Annotated in this window: 19 protein-coding genes; 10 read left to right on the plus strand and 9 right to left on the minus strand. The window is 73.5% G+C overall.

The window, feature by feature from the left end; all coding sequences use genetic code 11:
- Positions 1-71: 71 nt before the first annotated feature.
- Complete coding sequence (locus tag FJ694_RS32335) at positions 72-2,762, plus strand: sensor histidine kinase (RefSeq protein WP_157271647.1); 2,691 nt, start codon at positions 72-74, stop codon at positions 2,760-2,762.
- 131 nt (positions 2,763-2,893) lie between these two features.
- Here the strand turns inward: FJ694_RS32335 and FJ694_RS32340 are convergent, their stop codons facing one another.
- The gene (locus FJ694_RS32340) at positions 2,894-5,374 is read right to left on the minus strand and encodes a hybrid sensor histidine kinase/response regulator (protein ID WP_157271648.1); all 2,481 of its coding nucleotides are present in this window, start codon (positions 5,372-5,374) and stop codon (positions 2,894-2,896) included.
- 306 nt (positions 5,375-5,680) lie between these two features.
- On the opposite strand from FJ694_RS32340, the gene FJ694_RS32345 reads away from it, so the two are divergent.
- From FJ694_RS32345 to FJ694_RS32375, 7 genes are all read left to right on the plus strand, one after another.
- Positions 5,681-6,802 carry a hybrid sensor histidine kinase/response regulator gene (locus tag FJ694_RS32345; protein ID WP_198321114.1) on the plus strand — a complete coding sequence of 374 codons (1,122 nt, stop codon included), beginning with the start codon at positions 5,681-5,683 and terminating at the stop codon, positions 6,800-6,802.
- 448 nt (positions 6,803-7,250) lie between these two features.
- Positions 7,251-9,431 carry a hybrid sensor histidine kinase/response regulator gene (locus tag FJ694_RS32350; protein ID WP_157271650.1) on the plus strand — a complete coding sequence of 727 codons (2,181 nt, stop codon included), beginning with the start codon at positions 7,251-7,253 and terminating at the stop codon, positions 9,429-9,431.
- 92 nt (positions 9,432-9,523) lie between these two features.
- A complete protein-coding gene (locus tag FJ694_RS32355) occupies positions 9,524-10,159 on the plus strand; it encodes a biliverdin-producing heme oxygenase (RefSeq protein ID WP_157271651.1) in 636 nt (211 codons plus the stop codon).
- Complete coding sequence (locus tag FJ694_RS32360) at positions 10,159-10,617, plus strand: response regulator (RefSeq protein ID WP_157271652.1); 459 nt, start codon at positions 10,159-10,161, stop codon at positions 10,615-10,617. The genes FJ694_RS32355 and FJ694_RS32360 overlap by 1 nt, the downstream gene beginning before the upstream one ends.
- Before the next feature lie 199 nt (positions 10,618-10,816).
- Positions 10,817-13,015, plus strand: a complete 2,199-nt coding sequence (locus FJ694_RS32365; protein ID WP_157271653.1) for an ATP-binding protein — start codon at positions 10,817-10,819, stop codon at positions 13,013-13,015.
- Positions 13,015-13,476 (plus strand): response regulator, encoded by a 462-nt coding sequence (locus FJ694_RS32370; protein ID WP_157271654.1) that lies wholly within the window; start codon positions 13,015-13,017, stop codon positions 13,474-13,476. The genes FJ694_RS32365 and FJ694_RS32370 overlap by 1 nt, the downstream gene beginning before the upstream one ends.
- A gap of 16 nt (positions 13,477-13,492) precedes the next feature.
- Positions 13,493-15,478, plus strand: a complete 1,986-nt coding sequence (locus tag FJ694_RS32375) for a hybrid sensor histidine kinase/response regulator (RefSeq protein WP_157271655.1) — start codon at positions 13,493-13,495, stop codon at positions 15,476-15,478.
- Between the two features lie 217 nt (positions 15,479-15,695).
- On the opposite strand, the gene FJ694_RS37865 is transcribed toward FJ694_RS32375, so the two are convergent.
- The 5 genes from FJ694_RS37865 to FJ694_RS32400 form a co-directional block, all read right to left on the minus strand.
- On the minus strand, positions 15,696-16,010 hold the full coding sequence (locus FJ694_RS37865) for a YqaE/Pmp3 family membrane protein (protein WP_310735077.1): 315 nt from the start codon (positions 16,008-16,010) through the stop codon (positions 15,696-15,698).
- Positions 15,985-16,383 carry a GFA family protein gene (locus FJ694_RS32385; protein ID WP_157271656.1) on the minus strand — a complete coding sequence of 133 codons (399 nt, stop codon included), beginning with the start codon at positions 16,381-16,383 and terminating at the stop codon, positions 15,985-15,987. The genes FJ694_RS37865 and FJ694_RS32385 overlap by 26 nt, the downstream gene beginning before the upstream one ends.
- A gap of 426 nt (positions 16,384-16,809) precedes the next feature.
- Positions 16,810-17,577 carry a hypothetical protein gene (locus tag FJ694_RS32390; RefSeq protein WP_157271657.1) on the minus strand — a complete coding sequence of 256 codons (768 nt, stop codon included), beginning with the start codon at positions 17,575-17,577 and terminating at the stop codon, positions 16,810-16,812.
- Between the two features lie 288 nt (positions 17,578-17,865).
- The gene (locus FJ694_RS32395; RefSeq protein WP_198321115.1) at positions 17,866-18,273 is read right to left on the minus strand and encodes a hypothetical protein; all 408 of its coding nucleotides are present in this window, start codon (positions 18,271-18,273) and stop codon (positions 17,866-17,868) included.
- Positions 18,274-18,304: 31 nt separating this feature from the next.
- Positions 18,305-18,595 carry a hypothetical protein gene (locus tag FJ694_RS32400; protein WP_157271658.1) on the minus strand — a complete coding sequence of 97 codons (291 nt, stop codon included), beginning with the start codon at positions 18,593-18,595 and terminating at the stop codon, positions 18,305-18,307.
- 343 nt (positions 18,596-18,938) lie between these two features.
- Here FJ694_RS32400 and FJ694_RS32405 point away from each other — a divergent pair, with 343 nt between their 5' ends.
- Both FJ694_RS32405 and FJ694_RS32410 read left to right on the plus strand, forming a co-directional pair.
- Positions 18,939-19,124, plus strand: coding sequence for a CsbD family protein (locus FJ694_RS32405; protein WP_157271659.1), 186 nt, complete (start codon positions 18,939-18,941; stop codon positions 19,122-19,124).
- A gap of 5 nt (positions 19,125-19,129) precedes the next feature.
- Positions 19,130-19,324: a hypothetical protein gene (locus tag FJ694_RS32410; RefSeq protein WP_157271660.1), complete on the plus strand. Its 195-nt coding sequence runs from the start codon at positions 19,130-19,132 to the stop codon at positions 19,322-19,324.
- Between the two features lie 103 nt (positions 19,325-19,427).
- On the opposite strand, the gene FJ694_RS32415 is transcribed toward FJ694_RS32410, so the two are convergent.
- From FJ694_RS32415 to FJ694_RS32425, 3 genes are all read right to left on the minus strand, one after another.
- Positions 19,428-20,234 carry a metal ABC transporter permease gene (locus tag FJ694_RS32415; protein WP_232540328.1) on the minus strand — a complete coding sequence of 269 codons (807 nt, stop codon included), beginning with the start codon at positions 20,232-20,234 and terminating at the stop codon, positions 19,428-19,430.
- Complete coding sequence (locus FJ694_RS32420; protein WP_157271661.1) at positions 20,231-21,157, minus strand: metal ABC transporter substrate-binding protein; 927 nt, start codon at positions 21,155-21,157, stop codon at positions 20,231-20,233. Before FJ694_RS32420 ends, FJ694_RS32415 begins: the two co-directional genes overlap by 4 nt.
- Before the next feature lie 25 nt (positions 21,158-21,182).
- Positions 21,183-22,344 (minus strand): putative porin (locus FJ694_RS32425; protein WP_157271662.1); only part of this gene is annotated, 1,162 nt, incomplete at its 5' end.

Genomic DNA, 22,344 nt, shown 5'->3' on the forward strand with positions numbered 1-22,344 from the left:
GGGCCGCCCGGGAGAACCCTGGGACGATGCCGGGCCGCGGTGGCGCGGCACGGGCTTGCCCGTTGCCGTGAGTGTCTCCTTCGAAATCCCGCCCCGGCCCGGATGACCCGCGCGCGGCACCGCGCGCGCCGTGGGTGCTGGCCGCGCTCGGCCTAGTGCTGGCGCTGCTGGCCGGGCTGTGGCAACAGCGCGCCAACGACGCCTTCGTGCGCGAGCATCTGCAGGAAGCGGCCGAGCGCGCCGCCGAGGCGCTGCGCCGGCGCATGCAGACCTACGAGTACGGGCTGCTTGCCGCGCGCAGCGCGGTGCTGGCCGCCGGTGGCGGCGGCGCCGACGCCCTGTCCCAGGACCGGTTCGACCGCTTCGGCCAGTCGCTGGACCTGCCGCGCCGGTTCCCGGGGGCGCGGGGCTTCGTCTTCATCCGGCGCGTGCCCGTGGCGCAGGAGGCGGCCTTCGTGGCGGCGCAGCGGCGCGCGGGCCGGCCGGACTTTCACATTCACCAGTTGCAGCCCCATGGCGGCGAGCGCTTCGTGGTGGAGTACGTCGCGCCGCTGCAGGGCAATGCCCAGGCGCTGGGCTTCGACATCGCCTCCGACCCGGTGCGCCGCGACAACGCACTGGCGGCGCTGCGCAGCGGCGAGCCGCGCCTGACGCCGCCGCTGACGCTGCCGCAGGCCATGGGCCATGCGCAAGGCGGCTTCGCGCTGCTGCTGCCGGTGTACGGCGGCAGCGAGCCGCCCGAAGCGTCGCGGCGCGATGCGGAAACCTTCGGCTGGACCGCGGCAACGCTGGTGGTGGCGGAGGTGCTGCGCGACTTCGACGGCGACAACGAGGACAGCGTCGCGCTGGCGCTGGCGGACGCGACGCCGCCGGCGGCGCCGCAGCGCTTCCACGCCGGCGCCCACTGGCGCGACGACGCGCCGGCGCAGGTGCAGGTGGCGCTGCCGCTGTACGGGCGCACCTGGCAGGTGGCGGCGCAGCCGCTGCCGCCCTTCATCGCGCAGCTGCACCTGCGCGACCCGCTGGAGCTGGCGGCGCAGGTGGCGGCCGTGTCGGGGCTGCTGGCGCTGCTGCTGGCCGGGCTGCAGCTGGCGGCGCGGCGCGAGCGCGTGATCCAGGAGGGGCGCGAGCGACTGGCGGCGGTGGTGGAGAGCTCGCACGACGCCATCGTCGGGCACGGGCCGCAGGGCCGGATCACGAGCTGGAACCCGGCCGCGCAGCGGCTGCTGGGCTGGAGCGAGCACGAGGTGCTGGGCCGCGACCTGGTCGAGCTGACCGTGCCGGCGCACCTGCAGGCGCAGGCGCGGCAGCTGCTGGAGCGGGTGCAGCGCGGCGAGGCCGTGCCGCCCATGGACACCGTGCGGCTGGACCGCGAGGGCGCGGCGGTGGAGGTGTCGCTGTCGGTGTCGCCCACGCGCGGCGGGCGCGCCGGGCCGGATCGGGGCGGCGCCACGGCCGCCGCGACCACGATGCGCGACCTGCGCGCGCAGCGCGCGGCGCAGGCGCGCATCGTCGAGCTCAACGTCACGCTGGAGCAGCAGGTGCAGCAGCGCACCGACGAGCTGCGCACGATCCTGGCCAGCGCGGCCAGCGCCATCGCCGCCACCGACCTGGCCGGCCGCATCACGCTGTTCAACCCGGCCGCCGAGGCCATGTTCGGGCTGCCGGCGGCGCAGGCGCTCGGCCGCCTGATGCTGGACCTGTGCGACCGCGAGGAGCTGGAGCGCGAGGCCTGGGAATTCCCGGCCGTGGTGCACGACAACGCGCAGCAGCTGCCCGGCTGGTTCCAGCAGGCGCTGCGCCGGCGCGCGCGCGATCCCGGCGCGCCGCAGCGCGCGGAGTGGACCTACCTGCGCGCCGACGACGGCACGCGCTTCCCCGGGCTGCTGAGCGTGAGCCTGCTGCGCGACGGGCGCGGCCGGCCCACGGGCTTCCTGGCCGTGATCGTGGACCTGAGCGAGCGCAAGCGGCTGGAGCGGGCGCTGCAGCAGCGCACCGAGCAGGCCGAGGCCGCGAACCGCGCCAAGAGCGTGTTCCTGGCCAACATGAGCCACGAGATCCGCACCCCGCTCAATGCCGTCATCGGGCTGTCGCACCTGCTGGAGCGCATGCCGCTGGAGGGCCGCCAGCGCGAGTTCGTCGGCCACATCGCCGGGGCCGGGCAGCAGCTGCTGGGCCTGGTCAACGACGTGCTCGACCTCTCCAAGATCGAGGCCGGCGAGATGACGCTGGAGCGGCTGCCCTTCGAGCTGGCGCCGCTGCTGGACGCGCTCATGGCGCAGGCCGGGGTACAGGCCTGCCAGAAGGGGTTGTGGCTGAGGCTGGAGGCCGCGCCGGGGCTACCGGGGCGGCTGTGCGGCGACCCGGTGCGCCTGAAGCAGATCCTGGGCAACCTGCTGGGCAACGCCGTGAAGTTCACCGGGCAAGGCGGCGTGACGCTGCGTGTGCGGCCGCTGCCACCTGGCGAGGCCGGCGCCGTCGCGCTCGCGCCCGGCGCCGTGGCGCTGTGCTTCGAGGTCGAGGACAGCGGCATCGGCATCGCGCCGGAGGCGCAGGCGCGCATCTTCGAGCCCTTCACGCAGGCCGACAGTTCCACTACGCGGCGCTTCGGCGGCACGGGTCTAGGTTTGTCGATCGTGCGGCGGCTGGTCGAGCTGATGGGCGGCACGCTGGCGCTGCGGAGCGTGCCGGGGGAAGGCAGCACCTTCCGGGTGACGGTGGGGCTGGAGGTGGCGGACGAGGTGGATGCGAAACAGGAATAGCTGCCGGGCCTGCTTTCCCCCTCTCCCGGCGCTTGCCCAGACAATTCCCTGAAGGAAGTGCCCTTTCAATACGGAGCTTTCGACAACGCTCAGTTTCCTGTTGAGAACGAAGAGCCGAGGTTCGTCATTGATCAGGACAAGCTCTGAAACGCCTCTGGCGCTTCCGCCCGCCTCCCCAGCCACTTCCCCAGCGTCCCATACAGCACCCCCGCCTCCACCGGCTTGGGGATGAAGTCGTTCATGCCGGCGCGCAGGCAGGCCTCTCGGTCCTCGCCGAAGGCATTGGCGGTGAGCGCGACGATGGGGATGGCGGCCCAGCCCGGCAGCTCGCGCAGCGCGCGCGTGGCCTGCAGCCCGTCCATCACCGGCATCTGCATGTCCATCAGCACCAGCGCATAGGCCTGCTGCCGGCCCCGCTCCACCGCCTCGCGGCCGTTGACGGCGCACTCGACCGCCAGGCCCGCGGCCTGCAGCAGCGCCGCGGCGACCTCGCGGTTCACGAAGTGGTCCTCCACCAGCAGCACGCGCGCGCCGGCATGGCGCGCGCGCAGCTGCGCCGCGGCGTCCGCGACGGGCTCGGCCGGGGTCACGGCCGCCGCCGGCGCCGCCGGTGCGGCGCCCTGTCCGCGCGCCAGCCGTGCCGTGAACCAGAAGCGGCTGCCCATGCCGGGCTCGCTGCTGACGCCCACCTCGCCGCCCATGAGCCCGGCCAGGCGCCGCGTGATGGCCAGGCCCAGCCCGGTGCCGCCGAACTCGCGCGTGGTCGAGGCGTCGGCCTGCTCGAAGGCGTTGAACAGCCGCGGCAGCTGCTGCGGCGCGATGCCGATGCCGGTGTCGCGCACCTCGAAGCGCAGCAGCAGCGCGTCGCCCTCTTCCTTCACCAGCCGCGCCTCGATGGCGACGCGGCCGCCGCGCGTGAACTTCACGGCATTGGCGGCGTAGTTGAGCAGCGCCTGGCGCAGCCGCGTCGGGTCGCCGCGCAGCCACGCCGGCACGCCCGCGGCGTCGAGCTCCAGCGCCAGCCCCTTGTCGCGCGCGGCCTCGGCGACGATGGCGCGCACCTGCTCCAGCAGCGCGTGCAGGTCGAAGTCGGCGCTGTCCATGCGCAGTTCGCCGGCCTCGATCCGGGAGAGGTCGAGGATGTCGTTGAGGGTGGCCAGCAGGTGGCGCCCGGCCACGTCGAGCCTGTCCAGGCGCTGTGCCTGCGCCGGCGTGGGCGCGTCCCGGCGCAGCAGGTGCGTGAGGCCGATGATGGCGTTGAGCGGGGTGCGGATCTCGTGGCTCATGTGCGCCAGGAACGACGACTTGGTCCGGCTGGCGGCTTCCGCAGCGGCGCGCGCGGCCTCGTCGCGCCGACGCTGCGACACGTCGCGCAGGATGGCGGTGTAGAAGCGCTCGCCGTCCACGTCCAGGCGCGACACCGAGGCCTCCAGCGGGAAGCTCTCGCCGCCGGCGCGCACGCCCAGCGCGGTGCGCGAGCCGCCCAGGCGGCGCCGGTCCACGCTGTCCTGGCCGAAGCGGCGCACCAGCTCGGCATGGTGGGGCTTGACGCCGTCGGGCAGCAGCAGCGCCAGGTCGCGGCCGATGGCGTCGGCGGCGCGGTGGCCGAACATGGCCTCGGCCGCCGGGTTGAACACCACGATGCGCTGCGCCGCGTCCACCACCACGATGGCGTCCATGGCCGTGCCCACCAGCCCGTCGAGCAGCGAGCGCTGGCGCTGCATCGCGCGCTGCGCGCCCTCGCGCTCGGCTTCCAGGCGCCGCAGCAGCACCGCGGTGCGCAGGATCAGCGCCGAGAACAGCACGACGTAGGCCAGCGACACCAGCGCGGTGCCGACATCGCCGCTGACGAATCCCGCCTGCTCGGCGCGCACGCGCAGCATGCCGATGGCCAGCGGCGCCAGCAGCGCGAAGGGCAGCAGCCGCCGCGCCATGAGGGCGCCCACGCCGTCGCCGGCGACGATGGCCACCAGCCCCTCGCGCGGGCGCGCGCACAGCACGCCCAGCCCGGCCAGCACCAGCCCCAGCGCGGTGTGCATCGCCACCGTGGCCCAGTCGGCGACGCCGCGCAGGCTCTGCACGTCCAGCGCGTAGCCCAGCACGGCCAGCACGCCCACGAGCACGGCCAGCAGCGCCGCGGCCGTGCGCAGGCGACGCCAGCGCGGGGCGTCGAGCAGCGCCAGCGCCGTGCCCAGGGCCGCCAGGGCCAGCGCCGTGGCCTGCGCCATGCGCCCCGGCGGCGCACCGGCGTCGGGTTCCGACACGGCGGGCCACAGCGCCTGGTCGATGCCGAAGTCGGCGTCCAGCAGGTACTCGCCCAGCGTGAGCGCGCCCAGCAGCGCGGTGGCGCCGGCCAGGGCCTGGCGCAGCCGCCGCAGCGCGCCCGCGGGCGGCGGCGTGGACAGCGCCAGCGCGGCGCCGACGAGGACGAAGCCCAGCGCGGCGTTGGGCTTCATCGTCACCCAGCCCGGCGCCACGCGCGTGAGCGCGGGCAGGTCCAGCGCCCAGCCCAGCAGCACGGCCAGGCCCAGCAGGGCCGTCGCGATCCCGCAACCGGTGGCGGCACGTTCAAAGCGCCCGGCCAGCCCGGCGCCGGCAATCTCGGCATTCATCTCTACAGGACTCACTACTTCACCGTCCGGCACGCCCGCGGCCACCCCCCGGGGCGGCGGGCGGGGCCGGGGGCGGCGGATGATCGAAGCGGCTGCGGCACGCTCCTTTGAGCCAGATCAAACCTGGCCGGGGCGCGGCGCGCGCGCTGCCAACTTGTGCCCACGAAGCAGGACGGCGCGGGACGCGTGTCGATGTTTCGGTCTGTAATCTTGAGGCCGGCGCACCGCCCGCGACGCGGATGCCGCCCTTCCCCACCCCGCTATCGAACCGAGACGCGGCTGCCTTCGCCCCGCGCGCCTGCTCCCATGACCGTTGCCCCCGCCATCCTGATCGTCGAGGACGAAGCCGTGATCGCCCTGGACCTCAGGCTGGAGCTGGAGGACATGGGCTACCGCGTGCTGGGCCCGGCGCGCAGCGGCGAGCAGGCGCTGGCGCTGGCGCGCCAGGAGCGGCCGGACCTGGTGCTGATGGACATCCGCATCCAGGGCGCGCTCGACGGCGTGGACACCGCCGCGCGGATGGCCGGCGGCGGCGAGCCGCCGGTGCCGGTGATCTTCCTGACCTCGCACAACGACGACGAGACCGTGGCCCGCGCAGCGCGCACCGCGCCCTACGGCTTCCTGACCAAGCCCTTCCAGTCGCGCGAGCTGCGCGCGGCCATCGAGGTGGCGCTGGCGCGCGCGGGCATGGAGCGCGCGCGCCGCGAGCTCGACGCCGAGCGCGCACGCGTGCAGGCAGCGCAGGCCCGGCACGAGGCGCAGGCGCAGCTGCTGTCGCGCGCCAGCCACGAGATGCGCACGCCGCTCAACGCGGTGCTGGGCTTCTCCCAGTTGCTGCGCACCACGCCGGCCGGCGAAGACCCGACCGCGCAGCGCTACGTCGGCTTCATCGAGGACGCGGGGCGGCAGCTGCTGGCGCTGGTGGAGGACCTGCTGGACCTGCAGCAGGCCCAGGCGCAGCAGCTGGCGCTGCGGCTGGAGCCGGTGGCGCTGGACGCCGCGGTGCGCTCCGCGCTGGCGCCGCTGGCGGCGCGCGCGCAGGCGCGCCGCATCCACCTGCACGCCGACGTGGCGCCGCAGCTGCGGGTGCGCGCCGACGCCTCGCGGCTGCACAAGGTGCTGTCCAACCTGGCCGACAACGCCATCAAGTTCGGTTGCGAGGGCGGCGCCGTCTGGGTCCAGGCGCAGCCGCGCGGCGGCCGCGTGCGCATCACGGTGGCCGACAACGGCCCGGGCATCGAGCCCGGGCACCTGGCACAGCTGTTCGAGCCCTTCGCGCGGGGCGGGCGCGAGCACACCGGCATCGAGGGCGTGGGCCTGGGCCTGGCCACGGCGCGCAGCCTGGCGCAGGCCATGGGCGGGACCCTGACGCTGCAGAGCGTGCCGCAGCAGGGCACGGTGGCGGCACTCGAACTGGACGCCGGCTGACGCGACGCCGAATTGCCGCCGAATTGCCGCCGATATGGCCCGGCATATGCGCCGGCCAATATGCGGCGACCAAGCACTCCATATTGACGCACGGCTTACGCCGGCGGGCACGAAAACCGGTTTCAATCAGCAGCGGATGGCCTGATCAATATCAAGCCGCGCCAGGGACGGCAGGGCGCATCACCCCAATAATCCGGACACGCCCCCGGCATCCGGGCGCCTCGCCGCCCGTGCCGCCCGGGGCGCGGCGGGCTTGCAAATTCCGGCAAACCCGTCAAGTCAAAAGTCAATTGCGTGTCGGGCATTAATTCCCCGACTCGGGCAAAATGCCATGTTGCAGCGCAGCATGACGCATGAACTTTCGCTTTCCGGAACTCGGACGGGTGAACTGCGCCGCGCCCAAGCAGTACCCGTGCCCTGGTTCCTTTCTTGATTCCGGACATCGTTCGTGCCTTTTGATTTCCTCCTTTCCCGGCGCCGGCCGGGCCTGCGCGGCCTGCTGACGCTGGCGGCGCTGCTGCTGAGCATGCTGGTGTGCGGCACGCTGGCGCTGCTACGGACCACGCAGCTCGAAGACGACGCGCAGGCCGCCGCCGGGGCGCTGAACCTGCAGCAGGCGCTGGGCGTGGCCGCCGCGGTGGACGCCGACCTGGGCCGCTTCGGCCGCGAGCTGCTGGCGCAGGCGCGGCTGGTGGAGCGGCTGGAGCTGCTGGAGCAGCCGGCGCGGCTGCAGGTGCTGCTCGAAGGGGTGTTCGCGGCGCCCAGCTTCGCCTGGGCCGGCGTGACCAACGGGCGCGGCCGGGTGCTGGCCGCGCTGGACGGGCGGCTGGTGGGCATGGACGTGTCGCAGCGCGACTGGTGGGGCGCCGGGCGCAACGGCCTGCACTACGGCGACCTGCACGAGGCCCAGCTGCTGGCGCGGCTGCTGCCCGAGCTGCATTCGGGCGAGCCCTGGCGCTTCGTGGACGTGGCCGCGCCGCTGCGCGACACGGCCAATGGCAGCACCGGCGTGCTGGCGGTGCACCTGTCCTGGCCGTGGCTGCGCGAGCGCATAGCGCTCTACGCCGCCGCGGCGCCGGCGCGCCAGGCGCAGCTCTTCATTGCCGGGCGCGACGGGCGCCAGCGCCTGGGCCCGGCCGGCGCGGTGGGCCAGCCGCTGCCGGTGCAGCCGCTGGCCGCCCAGGAGCCCCAAGGCTGGCGCGTGCTGCAGTGGAGCGACGGCCAGCGCTACGTCACGGCCTGGGCGCCTTTCCGCGGCAGCCCGCCCTACGCCGGCATGGGCTGGACGGCGGTGGTGCGCACGCCGCTGCAGGCGCTGCACGAGGCCGGCGCGCCGGAGCGGCGCTGGGTCTGGGGCGCGGCGGCGCTGGGCGTGGCCGGCGCCACGGCGCTGGCGTGGCTGCTGTCCACGCTGCTGCTGGTGCCGCTGGTGGCCGCGCGCGCGCAGGCGCAGCGCGCCAGCGAGGCCAAGGACCGCTTCCTGGCCACCATGAGCCACGAGCTGCGCACGCCGCTCAACGGGCTGCTGGGCCACGCGCAGCTGCTGCAGGCGCGGCTCAAGGACGAGGACAACCGCGCCAACGCCGAGCGCATCCTCAGCACCGGGGAGCAGCTGCTGCGCATCCTCAACGAGGTGCTGGACCTGGGGCGCATCGAGTCCGGGCACCTGGTGCTGCAGCACCAGCCGCTGCGCGTGGAGGCGGTGCTGCAGGGCTGCCACGAGCTGTTCGCGCCGGCGGCCGCGGCCAAGGGGCTGGACCTGGTGCTGGAGCTGCCCGCCACGCCGCTGCCGTGGCTGCTGGGTGACGCGGCGCGGCTGCAGCAGGTGCTGTCGAACCTGGTGGCCAACGCGCTGAAGTTCACGGCGCAGGGCGGCGTGACGCTGGCGCTGGCCTGCGACGGCGTGGCCGCGGACGGGCGGCTGGCGCTGCGCATCGAGGTGCGCGACAGCGGCATCGGGCTGAGCGAGGCGCAGCGCCGGCGGCTGTTCGAGCCCTTCGCGCAGGCCGAGGACAGCACCGCGCAGCGCTACGGCGGCTCGGGGCTGGGGCTGTGGATCAGCCGCCGCCTGGTGCAAGCCATGAACGGCGACATCGAGGTGGAGTCCGAGCCCGGCCGCGGCACGCTGGTGCGGCTGCGCCTGGCGCTGGAGCGCACCCCGGCCGGCGCCGACACCGGCGCCGCGGTCGGCGCGCCGCCACCCGTGGGCGGCGCCGTGGCGGCGGATGCCGAGCGCACGCTGCGCGTGCTGGTGGCCGACGACGTGGCCATCAACCGCGAGGTGCTGCGCGCGCTGGTGCAGCACCAGGGCCACGCCGTGGAGGAGGTCGCCGACGGGCTGAGCGCGGTGCGGCGCGTGGCCGAGGGCGGCATCGACCTGGTGCTGATGGACGTGGAGATGCCCGACATCGACGGGCTGGAGGCGGCGCGGCGCATCCGCGCCCTGCCCGGCGCGGAGGGCCGCGTGCCGCTGTGGGCGGTGACGGGCCGCGCCTACGAGCACGACGTGGCGCAGGTGCGCGCCGCCGGCATGGACGGCCACCTCAGCAAGCCGGTGAGCATCGCGGCGCTGGCCGAGCTGCTGCGCGCGGTGGCCGCGGCGCAGGCACAGCCCGAGGGCGCTGAGTGAGCCGGCGCGCGTTGCGCCGGCGTTGATTTGTCAATCCCCCGTCACCGAAGTCCGGGACAATGGCGGCATTGACACTGATCAAAACACGAGGGATGAAGGACGAGGCATTGCCGCAGCTGGGCGCGCTGCGCCGGGCCTGTGCCGGGCGGCACGAGGCCATCGAGGCGCTGCTGCGTCTGGATGAGGCACTGGAGCCGGCGCGCTACGCGCGCGTGCTCGCGGGCTTCGCCGCATTCGTGCCGCGCTGGGAGGCGCTGGTGCGCGCGCGGCTGCCGGCGCGGCTGCACGGCTGGTTCGACGCGCGCTCGCGGCTGCCGCTGCTGCGCCGCGACCTGGCGGCGCTGCACCTGGCGCCGGCCGCCGTGGACGACCCGGTGGCCGCCCTGGCGCTGCCCGACCTGGGCGCGGCGCTGGGCTCCATGTACGTGCTCGAAGGCTCCGCGCTGGGCGGGCAGCTCATCGCGCGGCAGCTGCGCCAGCGCTGGGACATGGGCCCCGACAACGGGGCGGGCTGGTTCACCGGCCATGGCGCGCGCACCGGCGCGCTGTGGGCCGACTTCCGCGCCTGCCTGGCGCGCGAGCTGGGCCAGGACGCCGCGGCGCTGGCCAGCGCCTGCGCCGCGGGCGCGGCCACGTTCGATGCGCTGCTGCGCTGCTTTGAACAGGTGCTCGGCGCCGAAGGACACACCGAGGCGACCATGACGACCAAGATGAGCCGGGAGGTCTGATGCTCAAGCCGATATTGCTGGTCGAGGACGACGCCCGCGACCTGGAGCTCACGCTGCTGGCGCTGGAGCGCACGCAGCTGGCCAACGAGGTCGTGATCGTGCGCGACGGCGCCGCCGCGCTGGACTACCTGCTGCGCGAGGGCGAGCACGCCGCGCGCGAGCCGGGCAACCCGGCCGTGATCCTGCTGGACCTGAAGCTGCCCAAGGTCAACGGGCTGGAGGTGCTGCAGGCGGTGCGGTCATCGGAGCAGCTGCGCAGCATCCCGGTGGTGATGCTGACCTCCTCGCAGGAGGAGTCCGACGTGATGCGCAGCTACTCCCTGGGCGTGAACGCCTACGTGGTCAAGCCCGTGGAGTTCAAGCAGTTCATCAGCGCCATCGCCGACCTGGGCATGTTCTGGGCGGTGCTCAACGAGCCGCCGCCGGGCTCGGTGAAGACGGCGCGGCATAACGGCTAGCGTGCCCGGCGGCCCCCGCCGCCCCTGCGTCGAGGCGCTCGCCCGGGGAAACCCCGGTACGCCGCTTGCCCAGTCCTGCCGTTGCCCGGGCAGGTGCTCCTTCATGTCCATTCATGCAGGCCGGCGCCGGCACCGGCTCCGACTCCCCCTTAAAAGGGTTGACACTGCGAGGAAAGGATAGAAGTGAGAGGTCAGGGAGATGGACGCGACGCTGTTGCCTGAGCTGGCCGACTGCGCCAACGAACCCATCCGCGTGCCCGGCGGCATCCAGCCGCACGGGCGCATGCTCGTGCTCGATGCCGGTGACGGCCACGTGGTGGCGCTCAGCGAGAACTGGCCCGCACCGCCGCCGCTGGCGCAGTGGGCCGGCTGGCTGGCGCACCGCACCGCGCTGCTGCAGCCGGGCGAGGCGCCCGCGCCGCTGGCCACCGTGACGCTCGAAGGCGCGCCCTGGGACGTGACGGGCCACCGCCTGCCCGAGCTGGTGGTGCTGGAGTTCGAGCCCGCGGCGCCCGCGCTGGGGCTGCAGGCGCCGGTGTACGACCTGGCGCGGCGCTTCCTGCCGCGGCTGCAGCTGGCCGCCAGCGTGCCCGAGCTGCTGGCGCTGGGCGTGGAGGAGCTCAAGCGGCTCACCGGCTTCGGCCGCTGCCTGGCCTACCGCTTCGACGACGAAGGGCACGGCGAGGTGCTGGCCGAGGCGCTGGAGCCGGGCTACGACGCCTACCTGGCGCACCGCTTCCCGGCCTCGGACATCCCGGCGCAGGCGCGGCAGCTGTACCTGCTCAACCAGATCCGGCTCATCCCGGACGCGCATTACGTGCCCGTGCCGCTGCGCTGCGTGGATGCGGCCTGGAAGCCGACGGCGATCGACCTGTCCTGGGCGGCGCTGCGCAGCGTCTCGCCGCTGCACCTGGAGTACATGCGCAACATGGGCACGCTGGCGTCGATGTCGGTGTCCATCGTCGTGCGCGGGCGGCTGTGGGGGCTGGTGTCGCTGCACGACCACGCGCCGCGGCAGGTGCCCTTCGAGGCGCGCGTGGCCTGCGAGCACCTGGCGCGGCTGCTGTCGCTGCAGATCGAGGCGCGCGAGGACAACGCCGAGGTCGCCACGCGGCTGGAGCTGCGCCAGATCACGCTGGAGATCGTGTCGCACCTGGCCGAGAGCGACGCCACGCTGCGCCAGCTCACCGAGGAGCCGGTGCTGCTGCGCCTGACGCGCGCCGCCGGCGCGGCGGTGGTGCTCGACGACGAGTGCTGGACGCTGGGCCAGTGCCCGCCCGACGCCTGCATCCAGGAGCTGACCAAGCGCATCGCGCACCACGGGCGCGAGCTGTTCCACAGCGACCGGCTCGCGCAGGTGCTGCCGGAGCTGGCGCCGGCCGCGCCCGACGGCAGCACGCCGCCGCTGCCCGCGGCCGGGGTGATGGCCATCTCCATCTCGCAGGTGCACCGGCACTGGATCCTGTGGTTCCGGCCCGAGGTGGTGCAGACGGTGCGCTGGGCCGGCAACCCGCGCAAGGCGGTCTCGGACGACGGGCGGCTGCACCCGCGCCACAGCTTCGAGAGCTGGCAGGAGCTGCTGCGCGGTCGCTCGCTGCCGTGGTCGGCGGGCGAGCTGGCCGCGGCGCTGGAGCTGCGCCAGGCGCTCATCGGCATCGTGCTGCGCCGCGCCGAGGAGATGGCCGAGTTCGCCACCGAGCTCGGCCGCGTCAACAAGGAGCTGGAGGCCTTCTCCTACACCGTCTCGCACGACCTGCGCGCGCCCATGCGCCACATCGCCGGCTACGTGGACCTGGTGCTCGACGACGAGGGCCGGCAGCTGGGCGAGCGTTCGCAGCGCTACCTCACGCACGTCAAGGAGGCCGCCACCTACGCCGGCCGGCTGGTGGACGCGCTGCTGGACTTCTCGCGCATGGGGCGCGCGGCGCTCAAGCGCGGCGAGATCGACACCGAGCTGATGGTCACGGAGCTGGTGCGCGAGCTGTCGCAGCAGCAGGGCGAGCGGCGCGTGGAGTGGCGCGTGGCGCCGGGGCTGCCCGTGCTGTGGGGCGACCCGCTGCTGATGCAGGTGGTGGTGCGCAACCTGCTGGGCAACGCGCTCAAGTACAGCCGCGGGCGCGACCCGGCCGTGATCGAGGTGCTGCCGGTGCGCCGCCCCGATGGCGCCGGGCTGGAGGTGCGCGACAACGGCGTGGGCTTCCAGATGAAGTATGTGGAGAAGCTCTTCGGCGTGTTCCAGCGCCTGCATCCGGCCGAGGAGTTCGAGGGCACGGGCATCGGGCTGGCCAACGTGCGCCGCATCGTCGAGCGCCACGGCGGCAGCGTGTGGGCGAAGGGCGAGCCGGGCCAGGGCGCCTCCTTCGGCTTCTTCCTCCCGACCCGCGCCCAGGAGTCCTGATGCTCAAGCCCATCCTGCTCGTCGAGGACGACGCCCGCGACCTGGAGCTCACGCTCGTGGCGCTGGAGCGCAGCCAGCTCGCCAACGAGGTCGTGATCGTGCGCGACGGCGCGCAGGCACTGGAGTACCTGCAGCGCGAGGGCGACTACGCCGAGCGCCCGGCCGGCAACCCGGCGGTGATCCTGCTGGACCTGAAGCTGCCCAAGGTCAACGGGCTGGAGGTGCTGCAGGCGGTGCGCGGCTCGGAAGTGCTGCGCAGCATCCCGGTGGTGATGCTGACCTCGTCGCAGGAGGAGTCCGACGTGGTGCGCAGCTACTCCCTGGGCGTGAACGCCTACGTGGTCAAGCCCGTGGAATTCAGGCAATTCATTGCCGCCATTGCCGACCTGGGCATGTTCTGGGCGGTGCTCAACGAACCGCCGCCGGGCTCGGTCAAGTCCGCGCGGCGCCTGGAGGCCTGAGGGAGGACACCAGTTGATGAATGCGATGAACGCCACCGGCGCGGCCAAGGCCCCGGGCGGGTTCCAGGACCAGCCGCTGCGTGTGCTGCTGCTGGAGGACTCGCGCTTCGATGCCGAGCTCATCCGCGAGCGGTTGCGCACGCACTATCCCCAGGCGGCGCTGCGCGTGGTGTGCGACGAGGACGGTTTCACCGACCAGCTGCGCGGCGGCGGCGGGGGCGGCGGCGGGCTGGACCTGATCCTCTCCGACTACGAGCTGCCGGGCTTCAGCGGCGCGCAGGCGCTGGAGCTGGCGCGCGCGCTGGCGCCGGGCGTGCCCTTCATCTTCGTCTCCGGCGTGATCGGCGAGGACAACGCGGTGGAGCTTCTCAAGCGCGGCGCCACCGACTACGTCAGCAAGCAGCGCCTGGAGCGGCTGCCGGTGGTGGTGGAGCGCGCGCTGCGCGAGGTGGCCGAGCGCGACGGGCGCGACCGCGCCGAGCGCCAGCTGCGCGAGGCCGACGCGCTGCACGCACGCGTGGTCGATGCGCTGCACGACTACGCCGTGATCGTGCTCGACACCGAGGGGCGCATCCGCAACTGGAACCGCGGCGCGCAGGACGTGTTCGGCTTCCAGCGCGACCAGGTGCTGGGCCACCGCGCCGACCTGCTGTTCACGCCCGAGGACCGCGCGGCGGGCGTGTTCGAGCGCGAGCTGGCGCAGGCGCTGGCCACGGGCAAGGCCGGCGACGGGCGCTGGCTCATGCGCATCGACGGCACGCGGCTGCGCGTGGAGGGGCTGGTGATGCCGCTGCACGACGACGGCGGGCGGCACAGCGGCTTCTGCAAGATAGTGCACGACGTGACCGAGGCCCATGCGCACGAGGCGCGGCTGCGCGCGGCCAAGGACGAGGCCGAGCAGGCCAACCAGGCCAAGGACCGCTTCCTGGCCATGCTCTCGCACGAGCTGCGCACGCCGCTGACGCCCATCTCCTCGGCCGTGTACCTGCTGGAGCAGGTGGCGCAGATCCCGGCGCAGTACCGCAAGCTGCTGCCCATGATCCGGCGCAACGTGGCGCTGGAGGCGCGGCTGATCGAGGACCTGCTCGACCTGACCTCCATCACCGCCGGCAAGCTCACGCTGCACCTGCAGCCGGTGGAGATGCACCGCCTGGTGCACGCGGTGGCGGAGATGCTGGCCGACGACGTGGCGGCCAAGCGGCTGCAGCTCACGCTGGCGCTGGACGCGCCGCACGGCACCGTGATGGCCGACGAGGCGCGCATGCAGCAGGTGCTGTGGAACGTGGTGCGCAACGCCATCAAGTTCACGCCCGAAGGCGGGCGCATCGTGCTGCGCACCTCGGCCGTGGACGGCGGCTTCACCTTCACCTGCACCGACGACGGCATCGGCATCGCGCCCCAGGCGCTGCCGCACCTGTTCACGGCCTTCCGGCAGGCCGACAGCGACGTGCCGCGCCGCTTCGGCGGTCTGGGACTGGGGCTGGCCATCGCGCGCGGGCTGGTGGGCGAGCACGGCGGCAGCATCGACGCGGCCAGCGACGGCCCGGGCCTGGGCACGACGGTGACCATCCGCGTGCCGCTGTCCCTGGAGGCCACGCTGCCCGCCGACGGCGCGGCACCCGCGGCGCGCCGCGAGGACGACGGCACGCGGCTGCTGCTGGTCGAGGACAACGAGGACGCGGCCGAGGCGATGCGGCTGTCGCTGGAGGAGCTGGGCTACCGCGTCACACACGTGGGCACGCGCGCCGACGCGCTGGAGGTGGCGCAGAGCCACCGCTTCGACGTGGTGCTGACCGACCTGGGCCTGCCCGACGGCAGCGGCATCGACGTCGGGCGCGAGCTGTGCGCCTCCTGCCCCGTGATCGCGCTCAGCGGCTACGGCGCGCCGGCCGACGTGGAGCGCTCCACGCGCGCGGGCTTCTCGGGCCACGTGGTCAAGCCCGCGGACCCGAGCATGGTGCACACGCTGGTGCAGCGGGTGCTGGCGCAGCGGGTGGCGTGAGGAATCGAACGGGCAACACCAGTAATACCGGCAATACCGGCAATACCGGCAAAGTCAGACCGGTATTCGGCTCCGATATCCCGACACCCTGTTCGGTTCGGACAGGGTTATTGAATGCCGAATCCGACAGGCCCGGATGCCCGCACATGGTGCGGGCCGTTCACCCTTCCATAACTCGGGGTGAACGGCTTCGTTCCACCGGCAATTGAACGTTGAATCAACCCGTCGGCTGCCCCAGCGACAGGCCCGGCTTGTCGCGGAGTCTCAATTCTTCCAGTGAATATGCCGCCCACAGCGCCGCCGGCAGCCAGCCGATCAGCGTGAATTGCAGGACCAGGCAAATCACGCCGGTCAGCGCCCGGCCGCTCATGAGAAACGGCAGGCAGGGCATGAGCAGGGCAAGGAGCAGGCGCATGGAGCGCTCCCGAATAATCAGCTGATTCCCCAGAGGCAAGCGCCGTGCCGTGCCCGTTCCGGCGCGGCTGCCGGATGCCGCTGTTCCAATATCAGTTTCCCGGGCGGGCTTGGTCATGCTCGGGCAGGCCGTCCGCCAGGTGCACCCAGTCGAGCCGGCTGCGCGTCCAGGTGTGGTCCTGGGGCGGCAGCTGTGCGGGATCGTCGAGGGTGCAGGTGGTCACGTCGATCTCCTGCGGCAAGGCGTCATTCTCGAAGGTGAGCTGGCTGCCGCATTGCGGGCAGAAACTGCGGGTGCCGTGCGCGCTCGACCGGAACCGGCCCGGAATGCCTTGCGTGAAACGGAATTGCGCGCGCGGCACGCTGAACCAGGCCACCACGGGCGCGCCGGTGCTGCGGCGGCAGGTCTCGCAATGGCAAAAGGTGCGGTGAAAAGGCGTGCCGCCGGCTTCGAAGCGTATGGCGCCGCACAGACAACCACCGTACAGCATGGTCAGCGCCCGAATACCGGCGGCACGCCGCGGTGCATGAAACTTAGAACCAGGTATTGACGAGCTGGTGCTTGGTGGCCCAGGCCAGCGCGAAATCCGCGGCACCGGGCTTCAGCGTATCCATGGCCACCCACAACCACAGCAGTGCGACGCTCATGACACTCTCCCTTGCTGAATATCAGCGCATGGCGACCAATCCATGCTGCGGTGCATCGTAGCCCTCGGCGCCGATTCCATGCCAATTTCACGGGTTTGTTTTTGCTCCCGGGAGGGTCGTCCTGGGGAATAACCCGGACAGGCAGGAGAAAACTCCCATCTCCTCTGCCGTGAATGCGGGGTTGAAATGTCCGGCACGCCATATCCGCCCACGGGCCGGGAGTAGCGGCAGCCCGGCCGCGCCGCCGCTTCGGCGCGGCGGCACGGCCGTCAGCCCAAGCTGGCGGCGAGTTCGTGCAGCCGGGGCTGGTGCCCGTCGAGCCAGCCCTGCCACGCGCCGGACAGTTCGCGCACCTGGGTGCCGGAGAAGCGGCCCAGCACCGCCTTGAGCTCGGCCAGCGAGCGCTGCAGCGTCTGCGCCCGCGCCTTGCCGATCTCCACCGCCTTGGTCTGCACCACGTAGCAGTGGCCGCGCCAGCGCGGGTGGCCCCAGTCGTAGCGGGGGTCGAAGTCGATGACCACCCATTCATGCGCGCTGGGCACCGGCGCGCGGATGCCGAAGGGCAGCCGGCACCAGGCCGCGTCCATCTGCGCCACGAACTGATGCAGGAACCAGCCGTGCAGCGCCTCGCCGCCCTGGAGCTGCGACAGCGCGTGCGCGCTGCCCAGGCGCTGGTACAGGCCGCGCAGCGCCATCTCGTTGACCAGGAAGCGGGGGATCACGAACGGGCGCCAGTCGGCCACGAACTTGTCGGGCTGCACCGTCTGCGCCAGCTCCCCGGGCAGCCGCGGATAGCGCGCCGCCTCCTGCTGCAGCGCCGCGCCCAGCGCGCCGTCGGGGGCCGCGGCGGCGCGCAGTTCCTGCCACAGGCGCCGGCGCGCCCGGTGCTCGCCGCCCAGCAGCCGCCAGCGCTGCCGGGCCGCCAGCGCGCGCACCGCTTCCCGTCCCGGCCCGGCGGCCCAGGCGCGGAAATCCCCGGCCGCGCCGAGCCGGCCCGTGTACACCAGCGCGCCGCCCGCGCTCTCGACCCAAGCCATCGCAACGCCCTCCCGATGTCGCACAGCCGTCGTGGCCGGTTTGCCAGCCCCCCGTTGCGCCACGAACGTCCCGTTTTTATCGGGACGCCCGCAACCGGTTTCCAGGCAGCGTTTGGGAGAGTGAAACAAGTGCTGCGCCGCGCTTACGCCCGCACTGCGGGCGGCAAGGAGTTCTCCAGGCAAACGCCCGCACAACTTACGCGGCAGCTACAGACCGTCATGCGCAGCGGCTTGCATTGCGCGTGCGTCCACGGCAACCACGGAGCGCGGGCACTGCCCGTAGCGTGTTCAGCCCGGCATCCAACGCAGCGTCATGACGGTGGCGCGGCGCAGGCAGTGCCAGCGGTGGTGCAGCCCGGCGCCCCAGGCGGCGTAGTCGCCCGGGCGCTGCAGCAGCACGCTGCGCACGGCGCCGGCGGGGAAGCCGGGCGAGTTGCAGAAGTCGATGCGGAACAGCGAATCCGCGCTGACGAGCATCGACACCGTGCGCCCTTCGCTCACCGGCTTGGCGTCGCCGCTGTCGTGGCCGGCCGGGTGCTCGAACCACTTCACGCACAGGCCCGAAACCGGCTGCGTGCGCGGCACGTGCAGCAGCTCACCCGGGCCGTGGCGCGTCCACTCGCTGAAGCCGATGAACCAGCCCGTGCCCTGCGTGTCGGCGTCGTAGGCATTGCCGGTGATGAGTTCCAGGGACATGGCGGCGTGGCGGCTGCGGTCAGGCCCGGTGTCAGGCAGCCTGCGCGCCGGGCAGGCGCATGAGTTCCGGCAGGCCGGTTGCCGCGCCGGCCGCGGGCGGGCCGGCGTCCGCCGTGCCGTCCACCGAGCCGAGCAGCAGTTCCGGCTGGTCCGCCGCGCCCCACTGCGGCGGCCGTGGCGCGGGCGGCAGGGGCTCCCAGGGAAAGCGCTCGGCGGGATCGGGCAGCCGCGGCACCTCGTCCGACCCGGCCGGCCCCATGCCGAGCCAGTCCAGCACGCGACGGTGCCAGGGCGTCTCGGCGGGGTCTGCGGGAGAGTCCATGCGCTGCGCCTTGCAAATGGCAAGCCACGTTTTGTGCAGCGCACAAAAGATACCCCCACACCGGGGAAAATGCCCAATCCGGCGCCGCGCGAAGGTCCGGCAGCGCACGCATCCCAGCCCCGGCCCGGGCTGCCGGGCGTGCCGCAGGCCGGGCTGTGGCGCGCCCGGCGCGGCAGTGGCGACCGCGCGGTCGGCAAAAGACGCCGGGCTTTGCAAAAACTGCGCTGTTCGCTTCCGGGCACACCGGCTGCCCCCGGGAAAGCACCGGGCCCGGCCGCCCTCGCCGACTTTGGCGGGACAGGCGCGCATGGGTGCCGGGCTCAACCCGCTCAAGGAGCCAGCCATGAACAAGGATCAAGTCAAGGGCCGCATCGACGACGCCAAGGGCCGCGTCAAGGAAGCCGCGGGCGACCTCACCGGCAACCGCCAGATGCAGCAGGAAGGCCGCGCCGACCAAGTCGGCGGCACCGTGCGCAAGAACGTGGGCGATGCCAAGGAGACGGTCAAGAAGGGCATCGACAAGCTGTGAGCGGCATGACGCTGCACATGCCCGTGCCGACGGCTCGGCCGCCGCAGGCGCTGTGGCTGCACATCACGCCGCCCGAGCCGGTGATGCCGCCCTCGCCGGCCCCCTCGCCGCTGCCGCCGGGACCGCTGCCCATGGGCGACCCGGTGCCGGCGCCCACCGACCCGACCCCGCCGGAGATGCCCCCGCCGGCGCCGATGTAGGTCCACAAGCCGCGTGCACCGCCTCGACGGCGTGCCCGCAGCCCCGGCGCCCTGACAGCGGCGCCCGGGCCGGCGTCGCTGGCGCTGGCCGGGCTGGGCCTGGTCAGCGCGGCGGCGCGAGGTCGGCGGCTTCGCCGCGCGGGCTGGCGGCGCCGCGCAGCAGCGCCGCGGCGGCCAGCGCGCACAGCGCCAGCGTCCACACCACCACCGCGCCGGTGGGCCAGTCCAGCAGCGCCGACAGCGCCAGGCCCAGCACGTAGCCCAGCGCGCCCACGGCGTAGCCCGCGGCCAGCCGCGCGCGCCCGCGCAGCGCCGTGGTGGCCAGCGCCGGCACGATCAGGCTCGTGAACACCAGGTACACGCCCACGAGCTGCACCGAGGCCGTCACCGCCAGCGCGAAGGCGGCGTAGAAGCCCAGCCGGCCGAGCCGCCGCGGCACCCCGGCGGCCATCGCCAGCAGCAGCAGCACCGTGACGGCGCCCAGTGCCGCGAGCTGCGGCGGGCGCACCCACAGGATCTGCCCGACCAGCAGGTCCTTGAGGTGCTCGCCGCCGTGCGGGTTGTTGGCCAGCAGCAGCAGCCCGGCGCAGGCTGCCAGCACGAACAGCACGCCGATGAGCGCCTCCTGCTGGCGGGCGGCGCGCCGCTCGGTCCAGGTCAGCAGCAGCGCGCCCAGCAGCGCGGCCGTGACGGCCGCGCCCTGCACCGCCCAGCCGCCTTCGGGCAGGCCCAGCGCGTCGGCGGCGATCACGCCCAGGCCGGCGATCTGCGCAATGGCCAGGTCGATGAAGACGATGCCGCGCTCCAGGACCTGCACGCCCAGCGGCACGTGCGTGGCCAGCACCAGCAGCCCGGCCAGCAGCGCCGGGCCCAGGATGGCCGGATCGAGCGCCTCCCAGTTCAGGATCACTTCTTCGCCCCGCCGCCGGCGGCGGCCAGCAGCCGCGCCAGGGTGTCGTCGAAGAGGCCGAACAGGTCCCTGGCCGCGTCGCTGCCCCCGACCGTGAAGGGCAGCTTCACCGACGGGATGCCGGCGTTGCCGCTGAGCCAGTCCGAGGGCTTCGGGTCCTGGTAGGCGGCGTGGATCACCATCCTGGCCGGGGTGTTCTTCAGCGCGGCCAGCACCGCCTGCAATTGCCCCACGGAAGGTTCCACGCCGGGCTTGGGCTCCAGCACCGCCACTTCCTTCAGGCCCAGCCAGTCGTACAGGTAAGGAAAGCCCTTGTGCTGCGACACGACGGGCAGGCCCTTGAGCGGCACGGCCTGCGCGGTCCAGCGCGCCATCGCCTGCTGCCAGCGCGCGCTGAAATCGCGCTCGCGCCGCGCGTACTCGGCGGCATGGGCGGCATCGAGCTGCTGCAGCCGCGCCGACAGCGCCGTGGCCACCAGCGCGATGTTGCGCGGGTCGGTCTGGATGTGCGGGTTGCCCGCGGCATGCACGTCGCCCTGCGAGCGGTCGAGCTGCGTGGGCACCTCCAGCTTGCGCACGACGGCAGCCGCCTCGAAGTAGCCAGGCCGGCCCGGCTGCACCGCGGCGTTGCCCGACTGCTGCAGCAGCAGCGGCAGCCAGCCCGCCTCCAGCTCGGCGCCGGTGCACACGACCAGGTCGGCGTTGCGTGCGCGCGCGACCAGGCTGGGCCGGGCCTGGATCTGGTGCGGGTCCTGGCGCGCGCTGGTAGCCACGGCCACGTCCACCTGCGCGCCGCCGAGCTCCTGCGCCAGCGCGCCCCACTCCGGCTCGCAGGCCAGGATCTTCAGGTTGGCCTGCGCCGGGGCCGCCGCCAGCAGCAGCGGCAGCAGGGCCAGCGAGCCCAGAAGGTTGCGTTTTCTCATGGCATCGGGTCCGGTATGGGGAGCCTCAATAGCCGTGGGCGCCATGCGCGCCCAGGCTCATCTGGTACTGCAGGAGGATCTGGCGGTCGGCGCTGCCCTCGCGCGCGCGGTCCTGCGCCAGCTGCAGCCGCACGCGCGAGAACTCGCTGGGGTTGAACTCCAGCAGCAGCGCGTGCTTCCTGGGCTTGAAGCCTCCGCCCGCCACGAGCGCGGCGCCGGCGCCGTCGGGCGTGCCCGCATCCAGCCGCTCGGTGCGCGCGCCCACGCGCCAGCGCGGCATGAACTGCCACAGGCCCTGCACGTACCAGCCGGACTGGGTGCTGCGGAAGTCGCCGCCCGTGCCGTCCTCCAGCGCCAGCGCGCCGCTGCGCCGCGCCTGCAGGTACTCGCCCTGGAGCTTGAAGTTGGTGCGCGAGGCGTTGCCGCCGGGCGCCCATTTCCAGACCGCGTCGGCGATCCAGACGCGGGTACGGCCGTCGAAGAAGGTCGGCACGTCGCCGTCGGCGGCCAGGCCGAGCAGCTCCTGGCCGCGCGCGCGCGCCTGCAGCACCGACACGCCCGCGCGCCAGCTGTGGCTGTCGCCGACGTCGCCGCCGGTGTGAACGGCAAAGGTGCGCAGCCCTGCGCCGTTGCCGCCGCTGTCCGAGCCGGGGAAGCCGGCGCCGCGCATCACTTCGGCGCTGAGCTCGATGAGCTGGTCGGTGGGCGCGATCCAGCGCAGCTGCAAGCCGTCGTCGCCGAGCTGCGTGCCCAGCAGCGCCTGGTACGCGAGCGGGTTGTCGATGAAGTCCCAGGTGTGGGCGTGCTGCGGATTGAGGTAGCCGACGTTGGAGAAGAAGCGTCCGGCCTTGAGCGTGAGCCCGCGGCCCAGGGAGGTGGTCTCGATGAAGGCTTCCTCCACGCCGAACTCGTCGTCGTGGATGGCGAAGGTGGCCGCGCCGCGCAGCCAGGGGTCGATGCTGGCGGCGAAGCGCAGCTCGCTCTCGCCCAGGCCCAGGCCGCGCGAGCCGGGGCCGATCTCGGCGTCGCCCGAGCGCGGAAAGCCGGTGATGGCGTAGCCCTCGGGATCGCGCGAGGTGCGCAGGTACTGCCCGGACAGGATCAGCGAGATGGCCGGGTTGAAGGCGTTGGCGCCGGGTACGGCTGCCGTCGGCACGGCGGCCAGCGCGGCCGGGCCCGTGCCGGCC

Source organism: Azohydromonas aeria (assembly GCF_009760915.1).
Lineage (GTDB): Bacteria > Pseudomonadota > Gammaproteobacteria > Burkholderiales > Burkholderiaceae_C > Azohydromonas > Azohydromonas aeria.